The following is a 22,313-nucleotide window of genomic DNA, read 5'->3' as shown; positions in this document are numbered from 1 at the left end:
AGCGCGCACGAGCGTTCGATCTTGCCCTGCCGATCGTCAAGAAAGCGTCAAGAGTTAGGTAAGGTAACGAAGTAACCGGAGGCACCGGGACCGGATACGGAGGTCCCCGGCCCCAGATACGAGGGAGGAACGCCCGCTGACTGTTCACCACCTCAACCAGCTCCTGCTCGTCTGCTCCGCCGTCCTGCTCGTCGCCGTCGCGGCCGTCCGGATCTCCTCCCGTAGCGGGCTCCCCAGCCTGCTCGTCTACCTGGGCATCGGCGTCCTCATGGGCCAGGACGGCATCGGCGGCATCCACTTCGACAGCGCCGAGGTGACCCAGGTCATGGGGTACGCGGCCCTGGTCGTGATCCTGGCCGAGGGCGGCCTGGGCACGAAGTGGAAGGAGATCCGGCCGGTCCTGTCCTCCGCCTCCGTGCTGGCCACGGCGGGCGTCGCGATCAGCGTCGGGGTCACCGCGGCGGGCGCGCACTACCTGGTGGGGCTGGAGTGGCGGCAGGCGCTCATCATCGGCGCGGTGGTGTCGTCGACGGACGCGGCGGCGGTCTTCTCGGTCCTGCGCAGGATTCCCCTCCCCGCGCGCGTGACGGGCACGCTGGAGGCGGAGTCCGGCTTCAACGACGCCCCGGTGGTCATCCTCGTCGTCGCCTTCTCCACGGCCGGCCCGGTCGAGCACTGGTACCTGCTGCTCGGCGAGATCGCCCTGGAGCTGGCCATCGGCGCGGCCATCGGGATCGCCGTCGGCTGGTTCGGGTCCTGGGGGCTGCGGCACGTGGCGCTGCCGGCCTCCGGTCTCTACCCGATCGCCGTGCTCGCGATCACCGTCACCGCCTACGCCGCCGGCGCCCTGGCGCACGGCAGCGGCTTCCTCGCCGTCTACCTGGCCTCGATGATGCTCGGCAACGCGCGCCTGCCGCACTGGCCGGCCACGCGCGGCTTCGCCGAGGGGCTCGGCTGGATCGCCCAGATCGGCATGTTCGTCGTCCTCGGCCTGCTGGTCACCCCGCACGAGCTGGGCGACGACATCCTGCCCGCCGTGGTCATCGGGCTGGTCCTGACCATGGTGGCCCGCCCGCTGAGCGTGGTGGGCAGCCTGGCGCCGTTCCGGGTGCCGTGGCGGGAGCAGGCCCTGATGTCGTGGGCGGGGCTGCGCGGCGCCGTGCCCATCATCCTGGCCACCATCCCCATGGTGAACGGCGTCGACGGCAGCCGCCGCATCTTCAACATCGTCTTCGTGCTGGTCGTCGTCTACACCCTGGTCCAGGGGCCGACCCTGCCCTGGCTGGCGCGCCTGCTGCGGCTGGGCGAGCAGGGCGAGGCGTCCGACCTCGGCATCGAGTCGGCGCCCCTGGAGCGGCTGCGCGGGCATCTGCTGTCCGTCACCGTCCCCGAGGGGTCGCGGATGCACGGCGTGGAGATCAGCGAGCTGCGGCTGCCGCCGGGCGCGGCCGTCACGCTGGTCGTCCGCGAGGAAGAATCGTTTGTCCCGCTGCCCACGACGGTGCTGCGGCGCGGCGACGAGCTGCTGGTCGTCGCCACCGATCCGGTCCGTGACGCGGCGGAACGGCGCCTGCGCGCGGTCGCCCACGGCGGCAAGCTGGCGGGGTGGCTGGGGACGAACGGCTCGCGTTGAGGGCCCGTGAGGCCGCGCCGGAGCCCGGTGCGCGCGTCGAGGACGCCTGGGGGGCGCTCGAAGGGCTCTCGAAGGTCGCCGGGCGGACGCTGGGAGGCCGCTGGGAGGACGTTGGGAAGACGTTGGAAGAGCGCGTCTCTTGGTGGTCGCCTCCCGTGGAAACCCAGGCGGACGACTGGATGGTGCTCGTTTTCACAGTCGCGCAAGCGGTGATCCCTGTACGATTGGGGCGCACCCTGATCGAACCAACTCTGCCTGACGCAGAGCTGGCGCGACCGTATGGCGGCCGGGTCGCCCCCACCTGAGCGGGCACCGGCATCTACCGCAGTCCGCGCAAGAGGACAGCTCTCGGCGCCCGGCCCGCACGGGGTCCGCGCGCTACCAGGCGGCAGAAAGGCACGGGCCGTGGGATCCACGGTCACCACCACCGAACCGGAGAAGACCTCGCCGGCGTCCTCCCGCCCCGGATACGGACAGCTGTTGCGCACCCGCGGCGCCTGGACGTTCCTGCTGCCCGGCTTCGCGGCGCGCCAGCCGTTCGCGATGCTCACCCTCTCCATCGTGCTGCTCGTCCAGCACACCACCGGCTCGTACGGCGCCGCGGGCGCCGTCGCCGCGGTCACCGGCGTCTCCATGGCCCTGTTCGCGCCCTACAGCGGCCGGCTGGCCGACCGCTACGGCCAGCGCGCGGTCCTGGTGCCGGGCGTGCTGGTGCACACGGTCTCCGGCGTGTCCCTGACCGCGCTCGCGCTGGCGCACGCCCCCCTGTGGGCGCTGTTCGTCGCGGCCGTCCCGACCGGCGCCTCGGTGCCCCAGGTCGGCCCCATGGTGCGGGCGCGCTGGGGGGTCAAGCTCCAGGGCTCGCCCCTGATGACCACCGCGGCGGCCTTCGAGTCGGTCACGGACGAGCTGACCTTCGTCTTCGGCCCCCTGCTGGCGACCGCGCTGTGCACCGCCGTGGCACCGGCCGCCGGCCTGATCACGGAGGGCGCGCTGACCCTCGTCGGCGGTCTCCTCTTCGCCGCCCAGAAGAGCACCCAGCCGTCGGTCTCCCAGGAGGACGGGCACGCGCGCGTGCGGCACGCCTCGGCCCTGCGCGTCCCGGGCGTGCGCGTGCTGATCGTGACGTTCCTGGGCATCGGGTCGGTCTTCGGCGGCATGCAGGTCTCGCTCGCGGCCTTCACGGAGTCGATCGGCGAGCCCGGCCTGAACGGCGTCCTGTACGGCGTCTTCGCCGCCGGGAACATGCTGTCCGGCATCGTCTGCGGCGCGATCGCCTGGAAGGCCGCGCCCCAGAAACGCCTGCTGATCGGTTACGCGGCGCTCGCGGTGGCGGCGTCGGCGCTGTGGCCGGCGCACTCCGTCGCGCTGCTCGCCGCGCTCGGCCTGCTGGTCGGCATGAGCATCGCCCCGTCCCTGATCACCGGCTACACGCTGGTCGACGGCCTGGTCCCGGCCGGCGCCCGCACCGAGGCCTTCACCTGGCTGACCGGCGCGGTCGCGCTCGGCCAGGCCGCCGCCGTGACGGTCGCGGGCCAGCTGGAGGACCGGCTGTGGGACGGCGCCGGGTTCCTGGTGCCCATGGGCGGTACCGTGCTCGCGCTGATCACCCTGGTGGCCCTGCGCTCCCGGCTGGTCACACCGGACCGGAACCGCACCGTCGCGCGTGGCGTGGGTCACCGCACCCCGGTAGCGGTGGACTGATCCCCGGGAATACGTCACTATGGACCGTCGTTAGCACTCATTGAGTGAGAGTGCCAGGAGGAAGACAGTGCCGACCTACCAGTACCAGTGCACCGAGTGCGGCGAGGGCCTTGAGGCGGTGCAGAAGTTCACCGACGATGCCCTGACCGAGTGCCCCAGCTGCAAGGGGCGCCTGAAGAAGGTGTTCTCCGCGGTCGGCATCGTCTTCAAGGGCTCCGGGTTCTACCGCAACGATTCCCGCGGCTCCACGTCGAGCAGCAGCCCGGCGTCCAAGCCGGCCGCCTCGTCGTCGGACACGAAGTCGTCCTCGACCTCGTCCTCTTCGACGTCGTCGTCCTCGTCGTCGAGCTCCACCAGCAGCTCCGCCGCCTGAGATCTCTCATCCGGGACCCTGCCGTCGCCCGACGGCGGGGTCTTCGGCGTCCCCGCGCCGGCCCGCCTGTCCGGGCACCGGCTCCCCCGCGGTTCTTCGGGCCGCTAGTGTGCTGGTCATGGCGAACGCAGAGATCGGCGTAATCGGCGGCTCGGGGTTCTACTCCTTCCTGGACGACGTGACCGAGGTCCAGGTGGACACCCCCTACGGAGCGCCCAGCGACTCCCTCTTCCTCGGCGAGGTCGCCGGGCGGCGGGTCGCCTTCCTGCCCCGTCACGGCCGCGGCCACCACCTGCCGCCGCACCGCATCAACTACCGCGCCAACCTCTGGGCACTGCGCTCGGTCGGCGTCCGGCAGGTGCTCGGCCCGTGCGCGGTGGGCGGGCTGCGCCCCGAGTACGGCCCGGGCACCCTGCTGATCCCGGACCAGCTGGTGGACCGTACGAAGTCCAGGGCGCAGACCTACTTCGACGGGCTGCCGCTGCCCGACGGCACCGTGCCGAACGTGGTCCACGTGTCCATGGCCGACCCCTACTGCCCCACCGGCCGGGCCGTCGCGCTGAAGGCGGCGCGCGGCCGGGACTGGGAGCCGGTGGACGGCGGCACGCTGGTCGTGGTGGAGGGCCCGCGCTTCTCGACGCGCGCCGAGTCGTCGTGGCACCAGGCCCAGGGCTGGTCGGTGGTGGGCATGACCGGCCACCCGGAAGCGGCGCTCGCCCGGGAACTGGAGCTCTGCTACACGTCGCTGACCCTGGTCACCGACCTGGACGCGGGCGCCGAGACCGGCGAGGGCGTCTCGCACGACGAGGTCCTGCGGGTCTTCTCGGCCAACGTCGACCGCCTGCGCGGCGTCCTGTTCGACGCGGTGGCGGCCCTGCCGGCCTCCGACACCCGCGACTGCCTGTGCGTGAACGCCCTCGGCGGGATGAGCCCGGGGTTCGCGCTGCCGTAGGGCGGGCTGGGCGGGGGGTTGTGGACGGGGCATGCTGACGGGCGTTGCCCGGCGCGGGCTCGGCTGCCTGGGTGACGTGGGCAGCGTGAGCCGGGGTGGTGTGGGCCAGGGCAGCGAGGCCGGGGGCGGGCCGCGAAGGTCGGGGGCGGGCCGTGAGGTCGGTCGGACGTCGTGGGCGGAATCTCTCGTTCGGGTGAGCGAGTTATCCACAAGCCGTTCGTCGTCCACCGGTCCCGGCGGGATCCGGCGGGAGCCGTCATCGTGGCGCCGCAAGCCGAAATCCTCGTCGCAGGCGGTGATCCCATGCCCTCGCCCGTACCTCCCCTTCCCTTTGGCCCGGCTCCGTTCCCCCACCCGCGCCCACCCGCCCGCGCCTCCTTCCCGCCCCCCTTCCGGCTGCCGCGCCCGCCGGGTACGGACGCCCCGGCGACCCGCGAGGTACCGCCCTTCGATCCGGTACGGGTGCGCGGCGGGCGGTATCAGCTGCGACGGCTGGTACGACACCGCAGGCGCGCCCTGGCCGTCGGCCTCGCGGTGACCGCGGCGGCACTGGTGGCCGCGGGCCCTGGTACGGGACCGGAAGCGCACGGACCGCAGCGGCCCCGCGGGCACCCCGTCGGCCCGCCACGGCCGCGCCCGGCGGAGCTGGTGACGGCCCCCGTGCGGATCGCCGACGCCGCCACGGTGCGGCTGCTCCGGCCCGGCGACCGCGTCGACGTCATCGCGGCGCAGGAGCCGCCCGCCGACGGCGCCCGGGTGCTCGCGCGCGGGGTCAGGGTGACCAAGGTGCCGGAACCGCCGGACGGCGCCGCCGAGAGCGGAGCCCTGGTCGTGCTGTCCGTGCCCCGGGCCGCGGCCGCCCGGCTGGTCGGCGCCAGTGCCACCGCACGCCTGGCGGTGACACTGTGCTGAACCGGCTCCTACACCCCGCCGACGGATTCCTGTCAAGTCGCTCGATCGAGTTACCTGAGTGGACACCGGGGCCGCACCCTGCCGTAGGTTGCGGAGCGTTTCGTTCCACAGCCTGTGCATGCGAGGAGAGTCCCCGAGGTGAGCGCGAAGAAGGAACCGAGCGTCTGGCAGGGCTTCAAGGCCTTCCTGATGCGCGGCAACGTCGTCGATCTGGCAGTCGCGGTGGTCATCGGCGCGGCCTTCACCAACATCGTCAACTCGGTGGTGAAGGGGATCATCAACCCGCTGGTCGGGGCGATCGGCACGCAGAACCTCGACCACTACAGCTCCTGTCTGAAGGCCCCGTGCGAGGTGGCCCCCGACGGCACGGTGCGCAGCGGTGTGCCGATCATGTGGGGCTCCGTCCTGGGCGCCACGCTCTCCTTCGTGATCACCGCGGCGGTGGTCTACTTCCTGATGGTCCTGCCGATGTCCAAGTACCTGGCCCGGCAGGCGGAACGGAAGGCGGCGCGCGAGGGCACCAAGGAGGTCGTGGAGGTGAGCGAGCTGGAGGTGCTCAAGGAGATCCGGGACGCCCTGGTCGCCCAGCGCGGTCCGGGACAGACCGGCGAGCGCTAGCGGCGCTCCGGCGGCCCGTTCACGGGGAGCGGTCCGCTCACAGGTGGTGCGGCGGCTTCTCGTCCAGGAAGCGTTTGAGGTCGGCGGCGCTGTCGCCGTCGGTCCGCTCGCCCCACCCGCGGTCGGTGTCGTCCGAGGACTGCTGGTCCAGCGGGTCGTCGAAGACCAGCGCGGGCTTCGGGGCGCGCGGCTCGGGGGCGGGTTCGGGAGCGGTGCTCATGCCACCAGGGTACGGCTCCCGTGCCGACGGCCCGGCGGACTGCCCGCCCCCGGTACCGGACGGCCGGCCCGCCCCTCATGGGCGCGAGGGCGTGAACAGGATTTCGCGGCCGGTTTCTGCTGTCCTGGGAATCATGATGTCGAGTTCCGCGCCTCCTCCCGCCCCCTCCGGTGCCCCGCGGCCCCCGGCCCCCCTGCGACGGCTCACCGCACGCGGGCGGGAGGAGGCGCACCGCGTCGCCTCCCCGCTGGAGCTGTTCTTCGACCTGTGCTTCGTCGTGGCCGTCGCGCAGGCGGGCGCGCAGCTGGTGCACGCCGTCGCGGAAGGACACGCGGGCACCGGGATCCTGGGCTACGCGATGGTGTTCTACGCGATCTGGTGGGCCTGGATGAACTTCACCTGGTTCGCCTCCGCGTACGACAACGACGACGCGCTCTACCGGGTCGTCACCCTGGTGCAGATCGCCGGCGTGCTGGTCCTGGCGGCCGGTGTCTCCCGGGCCTTCGCGGACCACGACTTCCTGCTGGTCTGGCTCGGCTACGCGATCATGCGGCTGGCGATGGTCTGGCAGTGGCTGAGAGCCGCGCGACCGGCCGGCGGCACGGAGCGGACCACGGCACTGCGGTACGCGGGCGGGGTGTTGCTGTGCCAGGCGGGCTGGCTCGGCCTGGTGCTGCTGCCGGAGCCCGCGCGGCCCTGGGTGTTCCTGGTGATGGCGCTCGTGGAACTGTGCGTGCCGCTGTTCGCCGAGCGGAAGCGGATGACTCCCTGGCACCCTCATCACATCGCCGAGCGGTACGGACTGTTCACGATCATCGTGCTCGGCGAGACGATCGCCGCGGCCACGGTCGCCGTGAAGTCGGCCCTGGCCGAGCACAGCACGCCGGCCGAGCTGCTGCCCATCGCGGCGGGCGGGCTGCTGATCGTCTTCGCCGCGTGGTGGATCTACTTCGTGGTCCCCATCCACGCACACCTGCGCTCCAGCAGACGGGCGTTCGTCTGGGGCTACGGCCACTACGTGGTGTTCGCCTCGGCGGCGGCCGTCGGCGCGGGGCTGGAGGTGGCCGTGGAGCAGGCGACCGGCTTGGCGCACATCTCGACCCTGGCCGCGTCGGCCGCCGTCACCCTGCCGACGGCGCTGTATCTGCTGACGGTGTGGGCGCTGCACTCCCGGCACTTCAAGGTGGGCCTCGCCGAGCAACTGGTGCTGCCGGTCACGGCCCTGCTGGTGATCTGCTGCACGTTCCTGGGCGACTGGGCGGTGTGCGCGGCGGGGCTGGTGTCCGCGGCGTCGGTGGTGACCGGGGTGGTACTGACGGCGCGCACGGCCGCCCGGGAGCGCCGGCCGGACGCCGCCGCCCCGGCCGGCTGAGCCCTCCGGGGTGGGCACTCGGTCACACTGGCGTCCATGACAGCTGACGCTTTGACGGATGTCGCCGGGCTGCGGGTGGGCCATGCCACCCGGGTCGGTGACGGCTGGCTCACCGGTACCACGGTGGTCCTCGCGCCCGAGGGCGGCGCCGTCGCCGCCGTGGACGTGCGCGGCGGCGGACCCGGCACCAAGGAGACCGACGCGCTCGACCCGCGCAACGTGGTCCAGCGGGTCGACGCGGTGGTGCTGACCGGGGGGAGCGCGTACGGGCTCGACGCGGCGTCCGGGGTGATGGCCTGGCTGGAGGAGCGGGGCCGCGGGGTGCCCGTGGGACCGGATCCGGCGCATGTCGTGCCGGTGGTGCCCGCGGCGTGCGTCTTCGACCTGGGGCGCGGCGGGGACTTCCGGGCCCGCCCGGACGCGGCGACGGGCCGGGCGGCGGTGGAGGCCGCGGCGGCGAGCGCGCCGGGGGCGCCGGTGCCCGAGGGGTGCGTGGGCGCCGGCACGGGCGCGGTCGCCGGGCTGCTGAAGGGCGGGGTGGGCACCGCGAGCACGGTGCTCGGCTCGGGGATCACGGTGGCCGCGCTGGTGGTCGCCAACGCGGCGGGAGCGGTGCTGGATCCGCAGACGGGGGTGTTGTACGGGGAGTTGTTCCAGGGCCGGGTGGCCTACCCGGAGGAGCGGGTGCACGAGGCCGCGCGGGAGCGCCTGGCGAAGGCCGCCGCCGGCAACGCGCCGCCGCCGCTCAACACGACGCTGGCGGTGGTCGCGACGGACGCCGGGCTGACCAAGGCGCAGGCGCAGAAGCTGGCGGGCACCGCGCACGACGGGATCGCGCGGGCGGTGCGGCCGGTGCACCTCCTGCACGACGGGGACACGGTGTTCGCGCTGGCGACCGGCGACCGCCCGCTCGACGCGCACCCGTTGGCGCTGAACGACATCCTGGCGGCCGGCGCGGACCTGGTGACGCGGGCGATCGTACGGGCGGTGCGGGCCGCCGGGCCTGTCGACGGGCCGGGCGGAGTCTGGCCGTCGTACGCGCAGTTGTACGGGGAGGGGTAGCGCCGGGGGGCGGATTGTCGCGGTTCTGTCACGTGATGGCGTCAACGGGCGCCGGCGGGAACCTATCCCGGCGCCCGCGCCCTCTTCCCTCACGACGGAACGGATTCCCGCACATCACACGAACCTGGAGCAGCCCGTGACAACGCCGGACATTGCAGCGCGGCGCGCACTGGTGGCCTGTGCCGCCCTGATGGTCGGCGCCCTCACCCTGACCGCCTGCGGCGGCGACGCCGGCGCCGAGAACGACGGCAAGGGCGGCGATTCCCCCAAGACGTCGACGGCGAAGATCGCGATATCGGCCAAGGACGGCTCCACCGGGGCGTCCATCAACGCCACCGGGGTGAAGGTCAGCGACGGCAAGCTGACCGAGGTGAAGATGACCGTGGCGGGCTCGGGGCAGGCCGTGCCCGGGGCGATATCGGCGGATGGCCACGCCTGGAAGCCGGAGCGGCGGCTGGAGCGCGGGACGAAGTATGAGATAAACGCGACCGCGAAGGACTCCGAGGGGCGCACGGCGGCGGCGAACTCGATTTTCACCACCGTCAGCTCGGCGAACAGCTTCATCGGCACCTACACGCCGGACGACGGCGCGACGGTCGGGGTGGGCATGCCCGTGTCGTTCACCTTCGACAAGTCGATCACGGACAAGAAGGCCGTGCAGTCGCACATCACGGTCAACACCAGCAGCGGCCAGCAGGTGGTCGGGCACTGGTTCGGTGACCGGCGGCTGGACTTCCGGCCGCAGGAGTACTGGAAGGCCGGCTCCAAGGTCACGATGGACATCGACCTGGACGGCGTGCAGGGCGCGCGGGGCGTCTACGGCGTGCAGAAGAAGACCGTCTCCTTCACCGTCGGGCGCTCGCAGGTCTCCACGGTCGACGTCAACACGCAGACGATGACGGTCGTACGGGACGGGCAGACCGTCAAGTCGGTGCCGATCTCGGCGGGCAGCGCGGAGCACACCACGTACAACGGGCAGATGGTGATCTCCGAGAAGTTCACGCAGACCCGTATGAACGGCTCGACGGTCGGCTTCGGCGGGGAGTACGACATACCGGACGTGCCGCACGCGATGCGGCTGACGACGTCGGGGACGTTCATCCACGGCAACTACTGGTACAACAAGGGCAACCCGCCGTTCGGCCGGGCGGGTACCAGCCACGGCTGCGTCGGCCTCGCGGACGTGCAGGGGGCGCAGGGCGCCACGTCGGCCAAGTGGTTCTACGACAACACGCTCATCGGGGACGTGGTGGTCGTGAAGAACTCCCCGGACACCACGGTCGCTCCCGACAACGGCCTCAACGGCTGGAACATGCAGTGGAGCGCCTGGACCGCGGGAAGCGCCGTCTGACCGGCGGTTTTTGACTCGGTGACGGGCCGCGCGGGAACTCTTCGCGCGGCCCGCGCGTTTTCCCGGCGTACGTTTTCTCGGTTCCCGGGCATGATGTCCGGCCGAGGGGCTACGGTATGCACCCACAAGGTGACATGCAGCGACGCCGGGAGAAACCTTGAGCGTTCCGTACGAGACCGAAGCGTACGAACCAGCCGAGTCGCCCGAGTCTCCGGAGGAGCATCTCGCGCGACTCCTCGGCCGTGCCCTGAACTCCTTCGAGCTGCCGGACGAGGTGATAAGGCGGCTGGACTGCGCGCTGGCGCACGACAGTTCGCTGCACTCGGCCTACCACAGCCAGGGGCTGCGTCGGGAGACCTACCGGCACACCTGGCTGCTCGCCGACGGCTCGGCGGTCACGCTGTGGGAGCTGGTGCACAACCCCACCCCGGGCAGCGCGCCGGAGCACGAGGTGTATCTGGACGAGGAGGAGCTGCGGACCGCCGGGGCCCGGCTCGGGATGCCGACGGACACCCCGGAGGCCGAACTGCCCGCGCTGATGCGGCTGTGGGCGATCCCCGAGCCCCGGCACGTGTTCGCCTCGGACGACTCGGCGGACCACGCGCGCCGGCTGCTGCGCCGCGCGGAGAACCCCGACCGCCCCGGCGCCGAGACGGCGGCCCTGCTGGCGACGGCGACCGCGCACGAGATCACCCAGGCGTTCGGCCGGCCGGGACGGGCCGGCCGGGCGGGGCTGAGCTACGCGCTGTACGAGCACGCCTTCCTGCTGCCGGACGGCACCGAGATCTCCCTGTGGGAGGTGGAGCACACGGCCACGCCCGACGGGCGGCACATGTGCGAGGTGTACATGTCGGAGGAGGCGGCCCGGGAGGCGATGGAGCGGCGCGCGGCACGGCAGGGCTGACGCGGTCAGCCGTTGGCGAGGTGCCGTACCAGGCCCGCGAAGGCGTCCTGTTCGGCGGGGGTCAGCTCGACGGACTCCCGGGGCGGGCCGACCTGGGTCTGGCGCGGCACGGCCGGGAGCGGCGCGGTGCGACGCCGGGCGCCGGCCGCCCCGGCGGCGAGACTCGCGCGGCGCAGCAGGCGCAGCAGGACGCCGGCCCACACGACGGCCGCCACCGCGAGGACGGTCACGCCGATCAGCTGGAGAGTCGGGGCGTGCTCAGGCATGCACCCCAGTACACACCACGGTCCGGGACTTCCGCCCCGGACCGTGACGTATCTCGCAGGTGCCGTGAACAACTCACAGCGGTGCAAAGGGACAAGACGCCGTGAAGGGTCGCGGCCGGGACCCGGTCAGGCGGCCACCGGCTGCCCGGTGTCCCGCGGGGCATCGGCCTGCCGCGCGGCGGGGCCGGTGGTCCCGGACTCGGGGGCCTGCCCGCGCATTCCCTTGAGGAGGACCACCAGGGCCGCGGTGACGCAGACCCCGGCCGCGATGGCCACCAGGTACAGCAGCGGGCTGCCGATCAGCGGGACCACGAAGACGCCGCCGTGCGGGGCGCGCAGGGTGGCGCCGAAGGCCATCGACAGGGCGCCGGTGAGCGCGCCGCCCGCCATGGCGGAGGGGATGACCCGCAGCGGGTCGGCCGCCGCGAAGGGGATCGCGCCCTCGGAGATGAAGGACGCGCCCAGTACCCAGGCGGTCTTGCCGTTCTCGCGCTCGGCCGGGGTGAACAGCCGGCCGCGCACGGTGGTGGCCAGGGCCATCGCCAGCGGCGGGACCATGCCGGCCGCCATCACGGCCGCCATGATCTGCATCGCCGAGTCGCTGGGGTCGGTGACGGCGATGCCGGCGGTGGCGAAGGCGTAGGCGACCTTGTTGACCGGGCCGCCCAGGTCGAAGCACATCATCAGGCCGAGCAGGGCGCCGAGCAGGACGGCGTGGGTGCCGGTGAGCCCGCTCAGCCAGTCGGTGAGGCCCTTCTGAGCGGAGGCGATCGGCTTGCCGATGACGACGAGCATCAGGAAGCCGGTGACCGCCGAGGAGAGCAGCGGGATCACCACCACCGGCATGATGCCGCGCAGCACCGCCGGGATCCGCACCCGCTGGATCGCCAGCACCACGCCACCGGCCAGCAGACCGGCCGCCAGGCCGCCGAGGAAGCCCGCGTCCGCGTCCAGCGCTATCGCGCCGCCCACGAAGCCGGGGACGAGGCCGGGCCGGTCGGCCATGCCGTAGGCGATGTAGCCGGCCAGGACCGGGACGAGGAACGTGAAGGCGACGCCGCCGATCTGGAAGAGCAGCGCGCCCCAGCTGCCGGCCTGCGTCCACACGAAGTGGTCCATGACCGAGGGTGCCTTGTCGACCTGCCAGCCGCCGATCGCGAAGCCGAGGGCGATGAGGAGACCCCCGGCGGCGACGAACGGGACCATGTAGCTGACGCCGGACATCAGCCAGGTGCGGAGCTTGGTGCCGTAGCCCTCGGTGGCGTCGCCCGCGCGTTCGACCGGCGTGCCCGCCGGTGCGTGCGCCGGAGCGCTCGCCTCGCCGCGCGCCGCCTTCTCGCGGACCTCCGCGATGAGTTCGGCGGGCCGGTTGATGCCGGCCTTCACGCCCACGTCGACGGTCGGCTTGCCCGCGAAACGGTCCTTGTCGCGTACGGGGACGTCGTGGGCGAGGATCACGCCGTCCGCCGCCGCGATCACCGCCGGGTCCAGCCGGGCGAAACCGGCCGAGCCCTGCGTCTCGACGACCAGTTCGACCCCCGTCTCCCGGCCCGCGTGCTCCAGGGACTCGGCCGCCATGTAGGTGTGGGCGATGCCGGTGGGACAGGAGGTGACGGCCACGATCCGGAAGGGCCCCTCGCCCGAGCCGGAGGCGGGGACGGCCCCGGCGGCCTCGGGCGCACCTGGCTCACCTCGCGTACCGGGCTCGTTGGGCGCACCGGCCCCGGCAGGCGTACCCGTCCCGTCCGAGCCCGCGGCGGCCGTCTCCGCCGTACTGCCCGCTGTGGCTCCGGCGGAGGCCGCCGCCGGAGCCACAGCGGTGTCTTCACAGGCGCCCGGGCCGCGCGCGGCCCGCGCTTCCTCCCCCGTCGACGGCTCGTCACCCCGGACCGAGGCCCCCGCCGACGGCTCGTCACCCCGGACCGAGGCCCCCGTCGACGGCTCGTCGCCCCGGATCAGGGCCGCCGCCGTCTGCGCGGAGTCCGCCGCCCGCAGCGCGGCCGTGAACTCGGCGTTCATCAGCTTGCGGGCGAGGGAGGAGAGGATCGTGAGGTGGGCGTCGTCGGCACCGGCGGGTGCCGCGATCAGGAAGACGAGGTCGGCCGGGCCGTCCGGGGCGCCGAAGTCGATACCGGCGGCGCTGCGGCCGAAGGCGAGGGTCGGCTCGGTGACATGGGCGCTGCGGCAGTGCGGGATGCCGATGCCGCCGTCGAGCCCGGTCGGCATCTGGGCCTCGCGGGCGGCCACGTCGGCGAGGAAACCCTCCAGGTCGGTCACCCGGCCCCGGGCCGCCATGCGTTCGGCGAGGGCGCGGGCCGCCGCCTCCTTGGTGCCGGCGGACAGGTCGAGGTCGACCAGGTCCACGCTGATCAGGTCGCTCATCGCGGGCTCCTTCGCGCGCGTGCCGCCCGGGGGCAGGGGTCGGCGGGGGTGGGGACGGGGGTGCGGTGAGGGGGCGGGGTGGGGACGGGGACGGGACCGGTTCGTCCGCCCAGCCGGCGAAAACCGGGGCGGGTGCCGGGGCGGACGGGCGGGGTCATGGGGCCGGCTCCGTCAGTTCGCGGTCGAGCGGGATGTCCGCCGTGACGGTCACCGCCGCCGGGTCCAGGTCGGCGGGCGCCGGCATCACGCTGCCGGGGAGCCGGACCGCGGCGGCGCCGTGGGCGACGGCGGAGGCGAGGGCCTCGGGACCGGTGCCCCCGGCGATGAGGAAGCCGGCCAGGGAGGCGTCCCCGGCACCGACGTTGCTGCGGACGGCGGGGACCCGGGCGCTGCCGAACCAGGCACCGGCGTCCGCCACCAGGAGCTGTCCGTCGGCGCCCAGGCTCGCCAGGACGGCGCGGGCGCCCAGCGCGCGCAGTTCCTCGGCCGCCTTGAGCGCGTCGCCCACGGTGGCCAGCGGGCGGCCGACGGCTTCCGCCAGTTCCCCGGCGTTCGGCTTCACCACGTCGGGCCGTGCGCGCAGCGCCTCCAGGAGGGCGCGCCCCGAGGTGTCCAGCGCGATCCGGGCGCCGACGGCGTGCGCCCGGGTGACGAGGTCGGCGTACCAGGAGGGCCCGAGCCCCCGGGGCAGGCTGCCGCAGCAGGCGATCCAGTCGGCGGCGCGGGAGTGCGACCGTACGGTGTCCAGCAGGAGTTCCTGCTCGGCCGCCGACAGTTCGGGGCCCGGCGCGTTGATCTTCGTAAGCACCCCGTCGGCTTCCGCGAGCGCGATGTTGGAGCGGGTGGCGCCGGCGACCGGGACCGGCGCGACCTCGATGCCCTGCGCGTCCAGCAGGTCGGCGACGAGCGCGCCCGGCGCACCGCCCAGGGGCAGCACGGCGAGGGTGCGCCGGCCGGCGGCGGCGACGGCCCGGGAGACGTTCACGCCCTTGCCGCCGGGGTCCATGCGCTCGCCGTCGGCGCGGATGACCCCGCCGCGCTCCAGGGCGGGCACCTCGTAGGTGCGGTCGAGGGACGGGTTGGGGGTGACGGTGAGGATCATGCGCGCACTACTTCCGTGCCGCCGCGCTCGATGGCGGCGGCGTCGTCCGGGCTCAGCCCGCTGTCGGTGATCAGCAGGTCCACGTCGCGCAGGCCGCCGAAGCGGGCGAAGTGCTCCTGTCCGTGCTTGCCGGAGTCGGCCAGCAGCACCACCCGCCGCGCGGCGCCGACCGCGGCCCGTTTGACCGCGGCCTCGGCGAGGTCGGGGGTGGTCAGGCCGTGCTCGGCGGAGTAGCCGTTGGCGGCGACGAACAGCACGTCGGCGCGGATCTCGCCGTACGCGCGCAGCGCCCAGGCGTCCACGGCGGCGCGCGTACGGTGCCGTACCCGGCCGCCGACCAGGTGGAGCTGGATGCCCGGGTGGTCCGCGAGCCGGGCGGCGATCGGCAGGCTGTGCGTGACGACGGTGAGGGACGCCTCCAGCGGGATGGTGGCGGCGAAGCGGGCCACCGTCGTACCGGCGTCGAGGATCACCGTGCCCGCGGCGGGCAGTTCGGCGAGGGCCGCCCTGGCGATGCGGTCCTTCTCGTCGGCGGCGGTGGACTCGCGCTCGGCGAGGTCCGGCTCGAAGTCGAGGCGGCCGACCGGGATGGCACCGCCGTGCACCCGGCGGACCAGTCCGGCGCGGTCGAGGGCCTTCAGGTCGCGGCGGATCGTCTCCGCGGTGACCTGGAACTCCTCGGCCAGCGACAGCACGTCCACCCGGCCGCCGTCCCGGGCGAGCCGGAGGATCTCCTGCTGCCGCTCCGGTGCGTACATGTCCGTCCCCCTCCGCCTCGTGCCCGAACGTGTGGTTTCTCAGGGAGGCTACGGCCGGTCGCCCGGAAAGTAAACAGGTTCGGACTTCAATCGGGCATGAACGGACTTCCGGACCGGTCTGAGTCCCGGCCGCTCGTACGACGAGGGGCCCGGCACCTGACCGGTGCCGGGCCCCCTGGTGGTACGCGGTCAGCCCGCCGGCTGCGGCTCGCGCTCCCGTTCCGGCGCCGGCGCCGCCTCCGCCGGCGTCTCCTCCCCCGCGCCCTCCACGTGCTGGGCCGGGCGCTTCGGCAGGGCGCACATCAGCAGGAAGATCACGCCCATGATCCCGGCGACGTACCACAGCGCGTGCTGGAAGGCGTGCGCGAAGGCCGGGCCGACCTCGGCGAGGGCGAGCCGGTCGCCGATCTGCCCGTAGAAGACCACCGACACCAGTCCCAGCCCGAGCGCGTTGCCCATCTGCTGCACGGTGTTGATCAGCCCGGACGCGGAACCGGCGTGCTCGCGCGGTACCTCCGAGAGCACCGCGTCGGTCAGCGGGGCGACGATCAGGCCCATGCCGAGACCCATCACGACCAGCGGCAGGGCCATCTGCCAGGAGGTGATGGCGAGGCCGTAGTGGTCGGCCTCCCACAGGTAGAGCAGCACGCCCGCGCCCATCACCAGCGCGCCCGTCTGGAGCACCTTGCGGCCGAACCGCGGAACCAGCTGCTGCACCGACAGCCCGGCCGCCGTGGACACCGCGAGCGAGAACGGCACACCGGTCAGCCCGGCCCGCAGCGCGCTCCAGCCCAGGCCGATCTGCATGTACAGCGTCCAGACCAGGAAGAAGATGCCGAGCGCGACCCCGAACACGGTCTGTACGGCGATACCCGCGGCGAAGCTCTTCACCCGGAACAGCGACAGCTCGACGAGCGGCGAGCCGTCCCGCGCCGCCTTGCGCCGCTCGTACGCCACCAGCCCCGCGAAGACGACGAAGGCGCCGGCCATCGAGACGTATCCCCACAGCGGCCAGCCCAGCTCGCGCCCGCGGGTCAGCGGGTAGAGCAGCATGAGCAGGCCCAGCGTGACCAGGGCGACCCCGACGAGGTCCAGCTTCAACGCCTTGGGGGCGCGGGACTCGGTGATGAACCGGCGGCCCAGCAGCCAGGCGAGCACGCCGACGGGCAGGTTGATGAGGAAGATGGGCCGCCATTCGAGGCCGAACAGGTTCCACTCCGTCAGTAGCGCGCCGAGCAGCGGACCGGACACCGCGCCGAGGCCGACGATCGCGCCGAACAGGCCGAAGACCTTGCCGCGTTCGTGGGCGGGGAAGGTGGTGTGCACGATCGACAGCACCTGCGGCACCATCAGCGCGGCCATGCCGCCCTGGAGGAGGCGGGAGGCGACGAGCATCTCCGGGTTCGCCGCGAAGCCGCACAGGGCGGAGGCGAGGGTGAAGCCGCCGATGCCGACGAGGAACACCCGCTTGCGGCCGTGGATGTCGCCGAGCCGGCCGCCGGTGATCAGGCCGGCGGCGAAGGCGAGGGCGTAGCCGGCGGTTATCCACTGGATCTGGCCCACCGAGGCGTGTTCGTTCCGCTGGATGGACGGGATGGCGATGTTGACGATCGTCACGTCCACGAGGTCCATGAAGGCCGCGGTCATGACGATGGCCAGGGCCAGCCAGCGGGTTCGGTCGGAGGGTGGGGCGGAGAGCGCCGTCGGAGTGGTCATGAGGGGAACCTATGCCACCTATAGGTCAGATCTTGACCTAGAGGTGCGGCATGCTGACAGCCATGACGACCGACACGCCGGCCCGGCTGCTCCAGCTGCTGTCCCTGCTCCAGACGCCTCGTGAGTGGCCCGGCGGTGAGCTGGCCGACCGGCTGGGGGTGTCCCGGCGGACCGTGCGGCGGGATGTGGACCGGTTGCGGGAGCTGGGGTATCCGGTGCGGGCGACGCGGGGCACGGACGGCGGGTACCGGCTGGTCGCGGGCAAGGCGATGCCGCCGCTGGTGCTGGACGACGAGGAGGCCGTGGCGATCGCGGTGGGGCTGCGGGCCGGTGCCGGGCACGCCATCGAAGGGGTGGACGAGGCGGCCGTACGGGCGCTGGCCAAGCTGGAGCAGGTGCTGCCGTCCCGGCTGCGCCACCGGGTGTCCACGCTCCAGGCCGCGACGACACCGCTGACCCTCGGCGACGGGCCGGGCATCGCGCCGGAGACGCTGACCGTGATGGCGTCCACGGTGGCGGGGCACGAACGGCTGCGGTTCGCCTACCGGGACAAGGACGGCAGCGCCTCCCGCCGGCTGACCGAGCCGCACCGGCTGGTGTCGACGGGACGGCGCTGGTACCTGGTGGCCTACGACGTCGACCGGGCGGACTGGCGCACCTTCCGGGTGGACCGGGTGAGCGAACCGTCCGCGACCGGCGTCCGGTTCGCGCCGCGGGAGCCGCCGACGGGGAGCGCCGCCGAGTACCTGCGGCAGTCCATCCACCGGCGGCAGGAGACGTACGCCTTCGAGGTGCGGTTCGCCGCGCCGGCGGAGCGGGTCTCCGCGCGCCTTCCCGCCTGGCTCGGGGTGCCCGAGGACGACGGCACGGGCGGCTGCGTGCTGCGGGGCACCACGGGCGACCCCCTGGAGTGGCTGGCGGTCCGGCTTGCGATGACGGAGGTGGAGTTCGCGGTGCGCGGGCCGGACGGGCTGGCGGAGTGCGTACGACGGTTGGGCGACCGCCTGACCAGGGCCGCGAACGCCGGACCGGAGGGCCCGTAGGGGCCGTAGGGGCCGTAGGGGACTTAGGGGGCTTCAGGGGAGCAAGGCGGGTTCCCGAGCCACTCGAAGTCCCGCAGCGCGCGCAGGTTGCGTACGGCCAGGCTCGCCGGGCCCTCGGGGCCGGTGGGCCGGGCCGTCGTTCCGGCCCAGGACTCCACGGCGACGCGTACGGCGGCCCCGGCCACGGCCGCCGCGAACCGGAGCCGCGGGGTGGGCGCCGGAGCCTTGGTGCCGCACTCCGCGCCGGACCCCGCCGGGTCGGGGGCGCCGCACTCCGCGCCGGGCCGCACCGGGTCCGGGGCCCCCTGAGGCGCCGATGCCGCCGGTGTCGTCGGGCCGTTCTCCCGGGCCGCGAGGATCTCCGCCAGCGCGTCCTCCGACGACAGGCACACCTCCGCCCAGACCTTGCGCAGGGCCGGACTGGTGTCGGCCAGGCGGACCAGGGTGCGCAGCCACTCCCAGGACGCGGCGGAGACACCGAGGCCGGGCGTGAGGGTGTGCCGGACGGCGTGCTCCAGGGCCTGCGGTACGGGCAGGCCGGCCGGGGCCGTGCGGACCGCCTCGATCCAGCGCCGCGCACCGGCGGCGTAGAGGGGGGCGACCGCCTCCTCCTTGGTGGCGAAATAGCGGTAGAACGTGCGCGGGGCGATGCCCGCGGCCTGGGCGATGTCCTCGGCGCGGGTCGCCCGCAGGCCCTGCCGGACGAAGAGGGCCGCCGCCGCCCGGGCGATCTCCATCCGTGTCTCGGCCTTCCGGCGTTCGGTGAGGGACACCGGCGCGGAGGCGGAAAACAGCTGGTGGGCGGGGGTTTGGGTGGTGCTCATGCCCGGCAGGCTATGCCCGTGTGGCAGAATCTGCCATCCGGCGGTCCACCCCGGGGTTCAGGTACGGGGTGGGCCGCCGTTCCAGTACCCGGTAGCGGGCGGAACCGGCAAGAAGAGGCCGGGCTCCGGCGCCCGGGGGGGGATAGGCGCCGAAGCCCGGCTCGGGAGGTCCCGGCGCCGGGGGGGGGATCGCGTCGGGACGTGGTTCCTCGTGGGTCGGCCGGCGTCGTCGTCGGCCAGGGACAGCGGTGTGGGGGTGTGGGGAGTGCCGGCCCCGGACCCGCTTGCGGGCCCGGAAGGGTTGTTCCCTCGGGCCCGGCCGTTGAAGCGACGGGACCGCGCCATGTTTGCGCCGTCTTTCGCCACCCGCACCACCCGGCGCGCACCGCGTCACACGGTGCGCCCCGAAACGCTTCCCCTACGGGCCGGAGCGCTTGCCCTACGGGCCGACACGCTTCCCCTACGGCAGGCCCCAGGGGCCCGCCGTCACGCCGCCGCGTCGAACCCCGTGTCGCGGGCCAGCTTCTTCAGCTCCAGCAGCGCGTGCTTCTCGATCTGGCGGATCCGCTCACGGGTCAGACCGTGCTCCTTGCCGACCTCGGTCAGGGTGCGCTCGCGGCCGTCCTCGATGCCGTACCGCATCTTGATGATGGAGGCCGTGCGCTGGTCCAGGCGGCCGATCAGGTCGTCCAGCTCCTCGCTGCGCAGCAGGGTGAGGACCGACTGCTCCGGGGAGACCGCCGAGGTGTCCTCCAGCAGGTCGCCGAACTGGGTCTCGCCCTCGTCGTCCACCGACATGTTCAGCGAGACCGGGTCGCGGGCCCAGTCCAGGACGTCGACGACGCGCTCCGGCGTCGAACCCAGCTCCGCGGCGACCTCCGCGGGCTCCGGGTCGCGGCCGTGCTCGCGGTTGAACTCGCGCTGGACGCGGCGGATGCGGCCCAGCTCCTCCACCAGGTGGACGGGGAGCCGGATGGTGCGGGACTGGTCGGCGATCGAGCGGGTGATGGCCTGACGGATCCACCAGGTGGCGTACGTCGAGAACTTGAAGCCCTTGCGGTAGTCGAACTTCTCCACGGCGCGCACCAGGCCGGCGTTGCCCTCCTGGATCAGGTCCAGCAGGGGCAGACCGCTGCGCGGGTAGCGCCGGGCGACCGCGACGACCAGGCGGAGGTTGGAGCGGATGAAGACGTCCTTGGCGCGCTCACCGGCGGCCACCAGGGCCCGCAGTTCCTCGCGGGTGGCGTCCGAGCGGGACTCCTCCTCGCCGTCGAGCACCTGCTGCGCGAAGACACCCGCCTCGATGGTCTGGGACAGCTCGACTTCCTTGGCGGCGTCGAGCAGCGGCGTGCGCGCGATCTCGTCCAGGTACATGCCGACCAGGTCGCGGTCTGCGATCTCGCCGCCATGAGCGCGAACACTGCTTGCCGAGTCGGCCGTCTCGCCGGTGGCGGACTGACGACGGGCGACGGCACGGGTTGCCATGCGTGCTCCCTTGCGATGGTGGTCGGGCAGGTGGTCCTGCGAACGCGCGGCACTGAAGGGGCTGTCTCTGGGACTCTCTCCGAGTGCCCTGCATCCGAGGGAAACAACGACTGGAATCCGGACAGAATTCCCAACCCGGCCCGCGATTTTTCTGATCATGCAGTACCCTGTCCGCCACACGGGGAGGCGAGATGCCGCCGGAAGACGCCGAAGTCCAGGTCAGGCCGGGAACCGAGGGGGACCTCGAAGCCCTGACGGCGATCTACAACCACTACGTCCGTGAGACGGCCATCACATTCGACACCGTGGTGTTCACCCCCGCGGAGCGCCGTCCCTGGCTGCTCTCCCACCCGGAAGACGGCCCGCACCGGCTGATGGTTGCCGCGGACGCCCGCTCACGGCGGATCTTCGGGTACGCCACCTCCAGCCCTCACCGGCCGAAGCCGGCGTACGGCACGTCCGTGGAGACCTCGGTGTACGTCGCCCCCGGCGCGGGCCGGCGCGGCATCGGCACGCTGCTCTACGACGCCCTGTTCAAAGCTTTGGCCGGACAGGACGTCCACCGCGCCTACGCCGGGATCGCCCGGCCCAACGAGCCCTCCGAGCGGCTGCACGCCCGCTTCGACTTCCGGCACGTCGGCACGTTCCACGAGGTCGGCCGCAAGTTCGGCCGCTACTGGGACGTGGCCTGGTACGAGAAGGAACTCTGACCGGGGTCACCCGGGGCCGTTACTCATCCGAACTGCACGGACCGCTTCGCCATTCCCATCCAGAACCCGTCGATCACCGATTTCTGCGCGTCCAATCCACCGCCGGCGTCCGCCGCGCCCAGGGTGACGAAGAGCGGGGCGAAGTGCTCGGTGCGCGGATGGGCGTAGCGCCCGGCGGGGGCCTTGTCCTGGAAGTCGAGCAGGGCGTCCCAGTCGCGGGCCTCCAGGGCTCGCCGGCCCCAGTCGTCGAACTCCGCCGACCAGCTCGGCACGCCCGGCCCGGTGTGCCGCAGGGCGGCGAGGTTGTGGGTGAAGAAGCCGGAGCCGACGATCAGCACGCCCTCGTCGCGCAGCGGGGCCAGCCTGCGGCCGAGGTCCATCAGGCGGACCGGGTCGAGGGTGGGCAGGGAGATCTGCAGGACGGGGATGTCGGCGTCCGGGTACATCTCGACGAGCGGGACGTAGGCGCCGTGGTCGAGGCCCCGGTCGGGGATGTCCTGTACGGGGAGCCCAGGGGCGCGCAGCAGCTTGCGGACGGAGTCGGCGAGCGCGGGGGCGCCCGGGGCGGCGTAGCGGACCGCGTAGTAGCGCTCCGGGAAGCCCCAGAAGTCGTGGACGAGCGGGACGGTCTCGACCGCGCCGAGGGCGAGCGGGGCCTCCTCCCAGTGGGCGGAGACCATGAGGACGGCGCGGGGGCGGGGCAGGGCGGCGGCCCAGGCGGCGAGCTGGCCGGGCCAGACCGGGTCGTCGGCGAGCGGCGGGGCGCCGTGGCTGAGGTACAGGGCGGGCATGCGCTCGTGGGCGGTGGCGGACATCGCGGCGGCTCCCGGGGTTCCGGACATGCTTGAACGAACATACTTGAACTCTCAAGTTTCAGCCCGGAACCCTACCCGCCGCTTGTTCAAGTTTCAAGAAGCCGCCTCGTA

21 protein-coding genes are annotated in these 22,313 nt (G+C 73.3%); 12 read left to right on the top strand and 9 right to left on the bottom strand.

The window, feature by feature from the left end:
- Nucleotides 1-94 precede the first annotated feature (94 nt).
- The 6 genes from ACSURM_RS21440 to mscL all read left to right on the top strand — a co-directional run bounded on the left by ACSURM_RS21440 (nt 95) and on the right by mscL (nt 6,192).
- Nucleotides 95-1,633, top strand: a complete 1,539-nt coding sequence (locus ACSURM_RS21440; RefSeq protein ID WP_436961158.1) for a potassium/proton antiporter — start codon at nt 95-97, stop codon at nt 1,631-1,633.
- A 405-nt stretch (nt 1,634-2,038) separates the two neighbouring features.
- A complete protein-coding gene (locus tag ACSURM_RS21435; RefSeq protein WP_436957145.1) occupies nt 2,039-3,337 on the top strand; it encodes an MFS transporter in 1,299 nt (432 codons plus the stop codon).
- A 67-nt stretch (nt 3,338-3,404) separates the two neighbouring features.
- Complete coding sequence (locus ACSURM_RS21430) at nt 3,405-3,710, top strand: FmdB family zinc ribbon protein (protein ID WP_436957143.1); 306 nt, start codon at nt 3,405-3,407, stop codon at nt 3,708-3,710.
- Between the two features lie 118 nt (nt 3,711-3,828).
- The gene (locus ACSURM_RS21425) at nt 3,829-4,662 is read left to right on the top strand and encodes an S-methyl-5'-thioadenosine phosphorylase (RefSeq protein WP_436957142.1); all 834 of its coding nucleotides are present in this window, start codon (nt 3,829-3,831) and stop codon (nt 4,660-4,662) included.
- A gap of 303 nt (nt 4,663-4,965) precedes the next feature.
- Nucleotides 4,966-5,574 (top strand): RcpC/CpaB family pilus assembly protein, encoded by a 609-nt coding sequence (locus tag ACSURM_RS21420; protein ID WP_436957140.1) that lies wholly within the window; start codon nt 4,966-4,968, stop codon nt 5,572-5,574.
- Nucleotides 5,575-5,712: 138 nt separating this feature from the next.
- On the top strand, nt 5,713-6,192 hold the full coding sequence (gene mscL, locus ACSURM_RS21415; RefSeq protein WP_436957139.1) for a large conductance mechanosensitive channel protein MscL: 480 nt from the start codon (nt 5,713-5,715) through the stop codon (nt 6,190-6,192).
- A gap of 37 nt (nt 6,193-6,229) precedes the next feature.
- On the opposite strand, the gene ACSURM_RS21410 is transcribed toward mscL, so the two are convergent.
- Nucleotides 6,230-6,412 (bottom strand): hypothetical protein, encoded by a 183-nt coding sequence (locus ACSURM_RS21410; protein ID WP_359411184.1) that lies wholly within the window; start codon nt 6,410-6,412, stop codon nt 6,230-6,232.
- Between the two features lie 133 nt (nt 6,413-6,545).
- On the opposite strand from ACSURM_RS21410, the gene ACSURM_RS21405 reads away from it, so the two are divergent.
- From ACSURM_RS21405 to ACSURM_RS21390, 4 genes are all read left to right on the top strand, one after another.
- The gene (locus ACSURM_RS21405) at nt 6,546-7,784 is read left to right on the top strand and encodes a low temperature requirement protein A (RefSeq protein WP_436957137.1); all 1,239 of its coding nucleotides are present in this window, start codon (nt 6,546-6,548) and stop codon (nt 7,782-7,784) included.
- A gap of 36 nt (nt 7,785-7,820) precedes the next feature.
- On the top strand, nt 7,821-8,846 hold the full coding sequence (locus ACSURM_RS21400) for a P1 family peptidase (protein ID WP_436957136.1): 1,026 nt from the start codon (nt 7,821-7,823) through the stop codon (nt 8,844-8,846).
- A gap of 136 nt (nt 8,847-8,982) precedes the next feature.
- The gene (locus tag ACSURM_RS21395) at nt 8,983-10,197 is read left to right on the top strand and encodes a L,D-transpeptidase (RefSeq protein ID WP_436957134.1); all 1,215 of its coding nucleotides are present in this window, start codon (nt 8,983-8,985) and stop codon (nt 10,195-10,197) included.
- 157 nt (nt 10,198-10,354) lie between these two features.
- A complete protein-coding gene (locus ACSURM_RS21390) occupies nt 10,355-11,101 on the top strand; it encodes a DUF6227 family protein (RefSeq protein WP_436957133.1) in 747 nt (248 codons plus the stop codon).
- 5 nt (nt 11,102-11,106) lie between these two features.
- On the opposite strand, the gene ACSURM_RS21385 is transcribed toward ACSURM_RS21390, so the two are convergent.
- The 5 genes from ACSURM_RS21385 to ACSURM_RS21365 all read right to left on the bottom strand — a co-directional run bounded on the left by ACSURM_RS21385 (nt 11,107) and on the right by ACSURM_RS21365 (nt 17,325).
- Complete coding sequence (locus ACSURM_RS21385) at nt 11,107-11,367, bottom strand: hypothetical protein (protein ID WP_436957131.1); 261 nt, start codon at nt 11,365-11,367, stop codon at nt 11,107-11,109.
- A 126-nt stretch (nt 11,368-11,493) separates the two neighbouring features.
- Complete coding sequence (locus tag ACSURM_RS21380; protein WP_436957130.1) at nt 11,494-13,749, bottom strand: PTS fructose transporter subunit IIABC; 2,256 nt, start codon at nt 13,747-13,749, stop codon at nt 11,494-11,496.
- Nucleotides 13,750-13,903: 154 nt separating this feature from the next.
- Nucleotides 13,904-14,851, bottom strand: a complete 948-nt coding sequence (gene pfkB / locus ACSURM_RS21375; protein WP_436957128.1) for a 1-phosphofructokinase — start codon at nt 14,849-14,851, stop codon at nt 13,904-13,906.
- A complete protein-coding gene (locus tag ACSURM_RS21370) occupies nt 14,848-15,609 on the bottom strand; it encodes a DeoR/GlpR family DNA-binding transcription regulator (protein ID WP_436957126.1) in 762 nt (253 codons plus the stop codon). The genes pfkB and ACSURM_RS21370 overlap by 4 nt, the downstream gene beginning before the upstream one ends.
- Nucleotides 15,610-15,798: 189 nt before the next feature.
- Entirely contained in the window at nt 15,799-17,325 is a 1,527-nt protein-coding gene (locus ACSURM_RS21365) for an MFS transporter (RefSeq protein WP_436957124.1), read from the bottom strand.
- A gap of 62 nt (nt 17,326-17,387) precedes the next feature.
- On the opposite strand from ACSURM_RS21365, the gene ACSURM_RS21360 reads away from it, so the two are divergent.
- On the top strand, nt 17,388-18,368 hold the full coding sequence (locus tag ACSURM_RS21360; protein WP_436957123.1) for a helix-turn-helix transcriptional regulator: 981 nt from the start codon (nt 17,388-17,390) through the stop codon (nt 18,366-18,368).
- Between the two features lie 23 nt (nt 18,369-18,391).
- On the opposite strand, the gene ACSURM_RS21355 is transcribed toward ACSURM_RS21360, so the two are convergent.
- Together ACSURM_RS21355 and ACSURM_RS21350 are read right to left on the bottom strand one after the other, a co-directional pair.
- Nucleotides 18,392-19,105, bottom strand: coding sequence for a TetR/AcrR family transcriptional regulator (locus tag ACSURM_RS21355; RefSeq protein ID WP_436961157.1), 714 nt, complete (start codon nt 19,103-19,105; stop codon nt 18,392-18,394).
- Nucleotides 19,106-19,678: 573 nt separating this feature from the next.
- Nucleotides 19,679-20,677: a sigma-70 family RNA polymerase sigma factor gene (locus ACSURM_RS21350; protein ID WP_436957121.1), complete on the bottom strand. Its 999-nt coding sequence runs from the start codon at nt 20,675-20,677 to the stop codon at nt 19,679-19,681.
- Nucleotides 20,678-20,868: 191 nt separating this feature from the next.
- Here ACSURM_RS21350 and ACSURM_RS21345 point away from each other — a divergent pair, with 191 nt between their 5' ends.
- Nucleotides 20,869-21,387 carry an N-acetyltransferase family protein gene (locus ACSURM_RS21345; protein ID WP_436957120.1) on the top strand — a complete coding sequence of 173 codons (519 nt, stop codon included), beginning with the start codon at nt 20,869-20,871 and terminating at the stop codon, nt 21,385-21,387.
- Between the two features lie 23 nt (nt 21,388-21,410).
- Here ACSURM_RS21345 and ACSURM_RS21340 read toward each other — a convergent pair whose 3' ends face one another.
- Nucleotides 21,411-22,202 carry a dioxygenase family protein gene (locus tag ACSURM_RS21340; protein WP_436961156.1) on the bottom strand — a complete coding sequence of 264 codons (792 nt, stop codon included), beginning with the start codon at nt 22,200-22,202 and terminating at the stop codon, nt 21,411-21,413.
- Nucleotides 22,203-22,313 lie beyond the last annotated feature (111 nt).

It is taken from the genome of Streptomyces sp. SudanB182_2057 (assembly GCF_964272715.1).
Classification (GTDB): Bacteria; Actinomycetota; Actinomycetes; order Streptomycetales; family Streptomycetaceae; genus Streptomyces; species Streptomyces rubradiris.
Note: the sequence above shows the minus strand (reverse complement) of the source record. Positions and strands in the feature narration are given on the sequence as shown.